Raw genomic sequence first — 8,055 nt, 5'->3', positions numbered from 1 at the left:
ACTTAGAGCAAAGCACCAGTACTATTGTACTAACTAATCCTTATTCAAAATTGATTTTTTAATTAAACTCACCCCCTCAGAGAACAAAAGTACTATTTTATCTGGTCAAAATTTATTTATTTGATGGCTCAATAGATTTTAATAACTAAAAATTGAGTATTTATACTAAAAAAATCATTCTACATTCTTAATTCGCGCATTCTACATTACCCTTACACCAGCAACTTTTGGGCTTTGGTGCAAGATCTGAGCCAAACCTGTCTTCACTTTAACGCTAATATGTCACATAATCAAAATATGACTAGAATTTAAATCAGGAGAACCCTGTAGGCGAGCGATATTAGTAATTATCCCTCCATCTTCACTACCATTACTATCAAACCACAATAGCCCTTCTGTTTCCCCTGTATTACTATCAGAAGAAACCTGATAGATAAAAAATTGATCGCTAGTTACAGGGGCAGAACCGACAATAAATTGTTCTTCTGAGATTACGCCAGGGATTAAATTACTACTGAGATTACTATCTATAGCAATTAAATCTTCCTCTGGATTAAAATCGGCGATCGCGTCAATTTTAGGAATCAAAGGACCGTCAACGGGAATAGGATCTCCTGGTTGAGGGGTTGACACCTGAAAAAAGGGTTCAGTAAACCAAAACTGATCGGCACCAGAACCACCATACATCAAAGCATTACTGTTACCACCATCTAGGGTATCATTGCCATTACCGCCAAACAGGCGATCGCCTTTTCCATAACGACGCTCCTCATCCTTAGGGTCAGCGCCAGTTCCACCTATAAATAAGCTACCAAATCCTCCTCCTACCAGATAATCATCGCCTGCGGCGCCTAAAAGTGTATCTCTACCTTCACCACCGAGTAAAGTATCATTACCCATCCCCCCTTGTAGAAAGTCAAAACCGTTTTCCCCTTCTAATAAATCATTACCTGAACCTCCGCGCAGCTTATCACCACGATTACCACCCTTTAGGGTATCATCGCCTAAACCTCCCCGCAGGTCATCAAAGTCATCACCACCAATGAGGTTATCATTTTCTCCACTACCTTTGATAGTATTAAATGTCTTAGATTCAGACTTTTCTACTACACTTGCTATTACAAAGAACTCAGACTCATCTGTGTGATAAACAATATTTTTTTCTCCTCCAGCGATGGTTACGCGATATCCGGGTACCAAAGCTTGACTACAGAGGAAACCTGCTGTTGCTACTCCTAAACAGCCATCTGGCCAAATCTTTTGTTCTGCTTTAACAATCTCTAAATCGGAATTTGCTACTTCTAATTCTTGGGAAGCATTCGCTAAGATAGCGTCTTTCAAATCCACAGGTAGTTCATCTGGATTGATCTCAGATTCATCTATGAGGTCGGAAGTTAATTCTTCGATCATTTTACATTATCCTCAACAGAGATTATATTTCTCATCATATTCGATTTCTTATGGCTTCATTTGAAACTCAAACCGCCTTGTAACAAAATTTTAGGCAATCTTTAATAGGCAAAAATACTATATATAGATATATAGCATTTCAAAGGACTCATGAGGTACAGCTAACTCCTGCCTCCTGCCTCGGAGCCTCGAAAAGGATAACCTTTGTACCTCACCAGCCTTAAAAAGGCTTTATAGCGTTATTAAACTGCTCAAAAGTTTTAGTGTGGTCATAAAATTAATGTTGGGTTTCGTGACAAGGGCCCAACCTACAAACTATAAAGTGCGATCGCACTCAGCCAGGTTGTTTCCTCCTTCATATTTAGGCGCTTGAGGAATTAAGGCCCCTTTGGTATTCCAATTATTGGTTTCATCTAGCCACTCACCACCCACATTGCTTTGGCCATAACTAGGTAAAATTTGAGCGATCGCCATTAATATCACTCCCATACACAACTTAACGCAAAATTTGCCCATACTATTCTTCTTCTTCTGAGGGTTTTTTCTCTACCACATTACTGTAATTAAACTGTTCAAAAGTTTTCGCCTGTGGTGGAGACTGTCCCTCTTCTAATGCTGATTTTACTAAGAAATCAATTACTTCTAGAGCATTTTTCATTGCCTGATCGTATGTCTCTCCGTATGTATGACATAGACCTCCCCATTCTGGCAAAGTAACCACAAAACATTGGGCGCCATCGGACCATTGAATGATAATACTGTAGTGATGGTTCATGAGTTTAACTACTTCGTTGTTGTTGGCAACGCCTCAATGATAGCCTCTGAAATAAATGGCAGTAACTCCCGGTTAGTAATTGCTTCCTTACTATCAATAAATACTACTAATAGATATGGTGATTGACCCGGAATTTCTATATAAGCCGCGTCGTGATGTACTTGGCTAGTCCATCCAGCTTTTGACCATATTTGAGCGTTTTTTGGTATAGATTGTCCTAAAAAACCAGTAATCTGATTCTCTTGTTCATCTTTTTTACTATAGTTAATTTCTTCTAGATTCCGCTTGAGTAAATTCATCATTTCTTGTGAACGTGCCGATGATACTGCTACCCCTCCTATAATACTATGCAATAACCGGGCTACTGCTTCTGTGGTCACCATATTTCGGTTTTCCATTAATTCCCCTAAAAACATCCTCTCTCTACCATAAGGCCCATCTGACCAGGTTTTTTGATTTATGTTTACTGTTTCTAACTCCGGCCATCCCAATGATTGGTAGTATCTATTTACTATATTTCTCTGATACTTCCAGGTGGTGTAGGGTCCGCTTGATAGTTCTGGTCCGCTAGTAGTTCCGCTTAATACGTCTACCACTAAACTCGTGGCATCATTACTAGACTCTACAATCATATCACGTATAGCACGGTTTAATTCTGGGGAAAAGGGAATCATTTCACCCTCTAACCATTCTTGAATCGCCACCAAATAAAACAACTTAACTATACTAGCAGGGTAGATACGTTCGCCTCCACGATAACTAAATCCTCTCACAGAATGTTTCCAAAATTCTTCTGGAGATATTGCTCCCCCTGTATTCACAATTACTGGTGGGTCATATACTATCCAAGTTAAAGCTATTTGATTTTTAGCTAATTGAGGAAAATTAGACCAAGTCATCTCTAATATTTCCATTCCTGCGGTTGTTAATTGGCTATCTGGGCGAAAAAAGGTCATAATTTGATTGGTTGGTGATGATTAGAGCTATATAGAGATCCTAGCTTAAGCTGAGACTCTGCTACACGTAAAGTTAATGAAAGTCGCAATTGATCAGTTTGATTTTTTTTTGAACGATGAATTAGGCGATCGCTAAAAATTATAAACTCACCTGGTTGTAATTTTACCGTTTCAGCTTCTTTGGTTAACTCCAATGGCAAGTCAAAAAATGGATTTCCACTAAAGGGATCTCTCATTTTTAGCTTACATTCTTCACTTATTTTACCTGTAGGTATATATTCAAATCCATTTTCTGCGTTAACTTCTGTTAAGGCTATATACACATGACGAGTTTCTGCTTTATTTTTCCTCAACTTGGGATAGACATCTTGATGCCACATTGGTATCAATTGTTTTGATACCTTGTTTACCCACAATTCCGAACGCCATAAAACTAAATCTTCCCCCAAATGTTCTTTTAATTTTGCTAATAAATTAACATCTTGACAAATTGACCACAACTCTGGTGAATCTAAATGTCTCTCCATATAAAATTCCTGTTTAGAAGTTTCTACCAATGCTAACAATATAGAACCCAAATTTAAATTTCTTAGTTTTTTTAAAAATGATTTTTTAGCTGGAGGATTAGGCAGAACTTCTGTGAGAATAGTTTTAGCTATTTCTTCAACTTCTAGTTTACTTAAACTTAGAGAATAAGGTCCCCAGATATCTTCTTTTGGTATTTCTCTGTCCATAATTTGCTTTTTTTCCATAATTCATTTGCTAATTGTTTATCTTTTGCCAAATCACTTAGAGGCATTTTTTCTCCTTTGTAGTTTAACAACTCGCCTGTTATTGTTGCAAATTTGGGATTATTTACTATATTAACAATCCCCTCCGCGCTAACTTCTGGAGAGATTCCTATCCCTAAATACTTACTCAAACGGTGCCCAATCGTAATATTAGACTGGACAAATCCCGGATGAATACTATTAACTCTTACTTGTTTATTTTTAATCAACTCAGATAATTTTAAACTATATAGTAACAAACACAATTTAGATACACTATAGGCTTCTAGAAAGTTAAGAGGAGTTGTTTGAGTCAACTTATGCCACTCTACCGAAGATGCCTTTAATGCTAAATCAGAAGCAATCATTAGAATACAACTATTTTTAGTATATATCAACTTATTTAATAGGGACTGAGTTAGTAAAAAATGTCCTAGATAATTAGTAGAGAAAATTAATTCAAAACCATCTGTAGTTATGCCTCGTTGATTAAATAAACCAGCATTGTTAATCAATAGGTTTAGAGGCAGTTGTTTCTCCTCAAACATTCCGACAAATTCAACTACTGAGTCTAGAGAGGATAAATCTAGGGGTAAATACTCAATCTGGGGATTACCTGTGACTTTCTTGAGATAATTTATGGCTTTGTTGGCTTTCTGAGGATTTCTACAACCTATAATTACCTGCATACCTAGTTTTGCTACACTAGAAGCTGTCATCAGTCCTATTCCTGAGTTTCCCCCTGTAATTATACAAACTTGTTGCTTTTGATTATTGTTCATGTTAGACGAAAATGTGCTATAATACTATGTTTGGATGTATAAAGATATTATTGAGAAATTGAGCATTTGAACTATTCTTAAAGTGAACTTCAAGAAGTACACCTTTGTAAATAATTATCAGATTAACAAAGAAATTAACTTGAGTGTTTATATCTATATACATCATATAAACAGAGAATCAATAATTAAGGAGTTAATCACTAGTGGTTACAGAAATAAAATCTCAGCAAGACTACGAAAATAAAACTCAGGAAATAGCCCAAGAATTGTTAAAAATGAGTAAAGAGAAACGCTCATTTCTAGATAATATGCGCTGGGATGATAAACTCTTAGGTTGGGCGATGAGTAATCCAAATTTACGTGTACAATTATTTCGCTTCATTGATTGTCTACCAGCACTACAAAGCAATGCAGAAATAGCACGTCATTTACAGCAGTATTTGGGTGACGAGTCAGTAGAATTACCAGGCGCCTTAAAGGGAATTCTTAATTTTAGTGAACCAAATTCACCTCCAGCACAATTAGCGGCTAAAACAATTACAAAATCAGTAGAATCTTTAGCTTATAAGTATATTGCTGGAGAAAACATTAAAGAAGTATTGAAAAGCATCGAAAGACTCCGCAAGGAGAAAATGGCTTTTACCATTGATTTATTAGGAGAAGCGGTAATCACGGAAACAGAAGCCCAATCATATTTAGAAAGATATATAGACTTAATTGAAACTCTTAGTGAAGAAAGTAAGAAATGGAACAAAGTAGCAGAAATAGATGAAGCAAATGGGGAAAAACTGCCTCAAGTACAAGTATCAGTAAAACTAACAGCATTTTACTCCCAATTTGACCCCATAGATCCAGAAGGAAGTAAACAGAAGGTATGCGATCGCATTAGGTTACTATTAAGAAGGGCAAAAGAAGTAGGCGCAGGAATCCACTTCGATATGGAACAATATGTCTACAAAGATTTAACCCTAGCCATACTATTTGATTTACTACTAGAAGAAGAATTTCGCAACCGTCGCGACATCGGCATAACTCTCCAAGCCTATCTACAAGAATCCTATCAAGACTTAGAAAAATTGATAGAATGGGCCAAAAAACGCGGTACTCCCGTAACAGTGAGACTCATCAAAGGGGCATACTGGGATCAAGAAACAATTCAATCTATACAAAAACATTGGCCACAACCAGTATATAACCAAAAAGCAGCTACAGACTTGAACTACGAGAAGATGATGCAGCTATTACTAGAAAATCATCAGTATCTAGATGCGGCGATTGGTTCTCATAATGTGCGTTCTCAAGCTAAGGCGATCGCCATTGCTGAAACTTTAAATATTCCCAGACGTAACATAGAGATGCAGGTACTCTACGGAATGGGAGATACTCTAGCTAAAGCCTTAGTAAAAAAAGGTTATCGAGTCCGTGTGTATACCCCCTACGGGAAAATTCTCCCTGGCATGGCGTATCTCATTAGACGCTTATTAGAAAATACCGCCAATAGTTCCTTTTTAAAACAAAGTTTAGAAGATAAACCAGTAGAGGAATTAATTGCCCCTCCCCAAGTCAAACCAGAAGCAGCCAAAGAAGAAGATAATAACCACGGCTTCCAGGGTGCGCCGGATACTGACTATGCTAATAGTCAACTGCGAGAAAAAGCAAAACAAGCCTTGAGAGAAGTTAAAAACTCCCTAGGGAAAACCTATTTACCCTTGATTGATGGGGAATATGTGAATACCAGTAATTATGTAGAATCAGTAAACCCCAGCAACATCCAAGAAATAGTGGGTAAAATTGGTTTAATTTCCGTAGAACAAGCAGAAACAGCAATAAATGCCGCGGTAGCAGCTTTCCCTGAATGGGCAAAAACTCCCGCTTCAAAAAGGGCAGATATACTGCGTAAAGCGGCAGAAATTATGGAAAGAAGACGCCACGAACTCTCCGCCTGGATTTGTTTAGAAGTAGGAAAAGTATTGCAACAAGCAGACGCAGAAGTATCTGAATCCATCGACTTTTGTAACTACTACGCCGCAGAAATGGAACGCCTAGACCAAGGTTATAACTATGACGTGGCAGGAGAAAATAATCGCTATATCTATCAACCAAGAGGTATTAGTTTAGTTATTTCTCCCTGGAATTTCCCCATGGCAATTGCTACAGGAATGACAGTGGCATCATTGGTAACTGGTAACTGTACTCTCCTCAAACCTGCGGAAAGTTCTTCAATAATTGCCGCAAAAATTACCGAAATTCTGGTAGAAGCAGGTATTCCTAAAGGAGTGTTTCAATTTATCCCCGGTAAAGGTTCTGAAGTAGGGGCCCATTTAGTCAAACATCCCCAAGTCCATCTCATCGCCTTTACAGGTTCTCAAGAAGTAGGTTGTCGTATCTATGCCGATGCTGCTATCTTGCAACCAGGACAGAAACACCTAAAACGAGTTATCGCGGAAATGGGAGGTAAAAACGCCATTATAGTCGATGAAAGTGCAGATTTAGACCAAGCCGTGGCCGGAGTAGTACAATCTGCCTTTGGGTATACCGGACAAAAATGTTCCGCCTGTTCCCGCGTAGTTGTCCTAGAAACCGTCTATGAAGCTTTTCAAGAGAGAATAGTCGATGCTACCCGTTCTCTGAATATAGGGCCAGCAGACGCCCCTAGTACCCAAGTAGGTCCCGTGATTGATGCTAAGGCACGCGATCGCATTCGTGAGTATATTGCTATAGGGAAGAATGAAGGCAAAGTGGCTTTAGAGATGGATAGTCCCGAATCTGGTTATTTTGTCGGTCCAGTTATCTTCTCGGATGTTTCTGCTAATGCTAAAATCGCCCAGGAAGAAATTTTTGGTCCCGTGGTGGCTTTAATTCCGGTTAAGGATTTTAACGAAGCTTTAGAAGTAGCTAATGGTACTAATTATGCTCTGACTGGGGGCTTGTATTCTCGTACTCCTGAACATATTCAACGGGCTAGTAACGAATTTGCCGTAGGTAATCTCTATATCAATCGTAATATTACTGGGGCGATTGTTTCCCGTCAGCCTTTCGGTGGTTTTAAACTCTCAGGTGTGGGTTCAAAAGCTGGAGGTCCTGACTACCTGTTACAATTCTTAGAACCCCGAGTGATTACTGAAAATATTCAGCGTCAAGGTTTTGCCCCCATTGAAGGAGCAGAGTAGGGTTTAATTTAGGTTTTGTATTTTTAGCCAAAGTTATTGGTGAGATATTTTCGGTGCGTTACACTTCGTTAACGCACCCTACATTTTCTAGCGCTACATTTTCTAGTAGGGGCGCAAGGCTTGCGCCCCCTATCTTCGGCTTGCGCCCCCTATCTTCGGCTTGCGCCCCCTATCTTCGGCTTGCGCCCCCTA

The 8,055-nt window shown here is 38.6% G+C and carries 7 protein-coding genes; 1 reads left to right on the top strand and 6 read right to left on the bottom strand.

Going from position 1 to position 8,055, the window contains the following annotated elements:
- Positions 1-282: 282 nt before the first annotated feature.
- The 6 genes from MW688_RS18500 to MW688_RS18475 form a co-directional block, all read right to left on the bottom strand.
- A complete protein-coding gene (locus tag MW688_RS18500) occupies positions 283-1,410 on the bottom strand; it encodes a calcium-binding protein (RefSeq protein ID WP_486737492.1) in 1,128 nt (375 codons plus the stop codon).
- A gap of 315 nt (positions 1,411-1,725) precedes the next feature.
- The gene (locus MW688_RS18495; protein WP_486737491.1) at positions 1,726-1,926 is read right to left on the bottom strand and encodes a hypothetical protein; all 201 of its coding nucleotides are present in this window, start codon (positions 1,924-1,926) and stop codon (positions 1,726-1,728) included.
- Between the two features lies 1 nt (position 1,927).
- Positions 1,928-2,185, bottom strand: coding sequence for a type II toxin-antitoxin system HicB family antitoxin (locus MW688_RS18490; protein ID WP_486737490.1), 258 nt, complete (start codon positions 2,183-2,185; stop codon positions 1,928-1,930).
- Between the two features lie 8 nt (positions 2,186-2,193).
- Complete coding sequence (locus MW688_RS18485) at positions 2,194-3,141, bottom strand: serine hydrolase (RefSeq protein ID WP_486737489.1); 948 nt, start codon at positions 3,139-3,141, stop codon at positions 2,194-2,196.
- Positions 3,138-3,893, bottom strand: coding sequence for a phytanoyl-CoA dioxygenase family protein (locus MW688_RS18480; RefSeq protein ID WP_486737488.1), 756 nt, complete (start codon positions 3,891-3,893; stop codon positions 3,138-3,140). The genes MW688_RS18485 and MW688_RS18480 overlap by 4 nt, the downstream gene beginning before the upstream one ends.
- Positions 3,827-4,693: an SDR family NAD(P)-dependent oxidoreductase gene (locus tag MW688_RS18475; RefSeq protein WP_486737487.1), complete on the bottom strand. Its 867-nt coding sequence runs from the start codon at positions 4,691-4,693 to the stop codon at positions 3,827-3,829. The genes MW688_RS18480 and MW688_RS18475 overlap by 67 nt, the downstream gene beginning before the upstream one ends.
- 203 nt (positions 4,694-4,896) lie before the next feature.
- Between MW688_RS18475 and pruA the strand changes: the two genes are divergently transcribed.
- Positions 4,897-7,863, top strand: a complete 2,967-nt coding sequence (pruA, locus tag MW688_RS18470; RefSeq protein ID WP_486737486.1) for an L-glutamate gamma-semialdehyde dehydrogenase — start codon at positions 4,897-4,899, stop codon at positions 7,861-7,863.
- Positions 7,864-8,055 lie beyond the last annotated feature (192 nt).

It is taken from the genome of Johannesbaptistia floridana, from assembly GCF_057440575.1.
This window is presented reverse-complemented; position numbering and strand designations above follow the sequence as displayed.

What these genes read in the sequence shown, in the direction of transcription:
- MW688_RS18490 (WP_486737490.1), bottom strand. Translation starts at nt 2,185, where the DNA reads ATGAACCATCACTACAGTATTATCATTCAATGGTCCGATGGCGCCCAA.
- MW688_RS18480 (WP_486737488.1), bottom strand. Translation starts at nt 3,893, where the DNA reads ATGGAAAAAAAGCAAATTATGGACAGAGAAATACCAAAAGAAGATATC.
- MW688_RS18475 (WP_486737487.1), bottom strand. Translation starts at nt 4,693, where the DNA reads ATGAACAATAATCAAAAGCAACAAGTTTGTATAATTACAGGGGGAAAC.
- MW688_RS18485 (WP_486737489.1), bottom strand. Translation starts at nt 3,141, where the DNA reads ATGACCTTTTTTCGCCCAGATAGCCAATTAACAACCGCAGGAATGGAA.
- MW688_RS18495 (WP_486737491.1), bottom strand. Translation starts at nt 1,926, where the DNA reads ATGGGCAAATTTTGCGTTAAGTTGTGTATGGGAGTGATATTAATGGCG.
- MW688_RS18500 (WP_486737492.1), bottom strand. Translation starts at nt 1,410, where the DNA reads ATGATCGAAGAATTAACTTCCGACCTCATAGATGAATCTGAGATCAAT.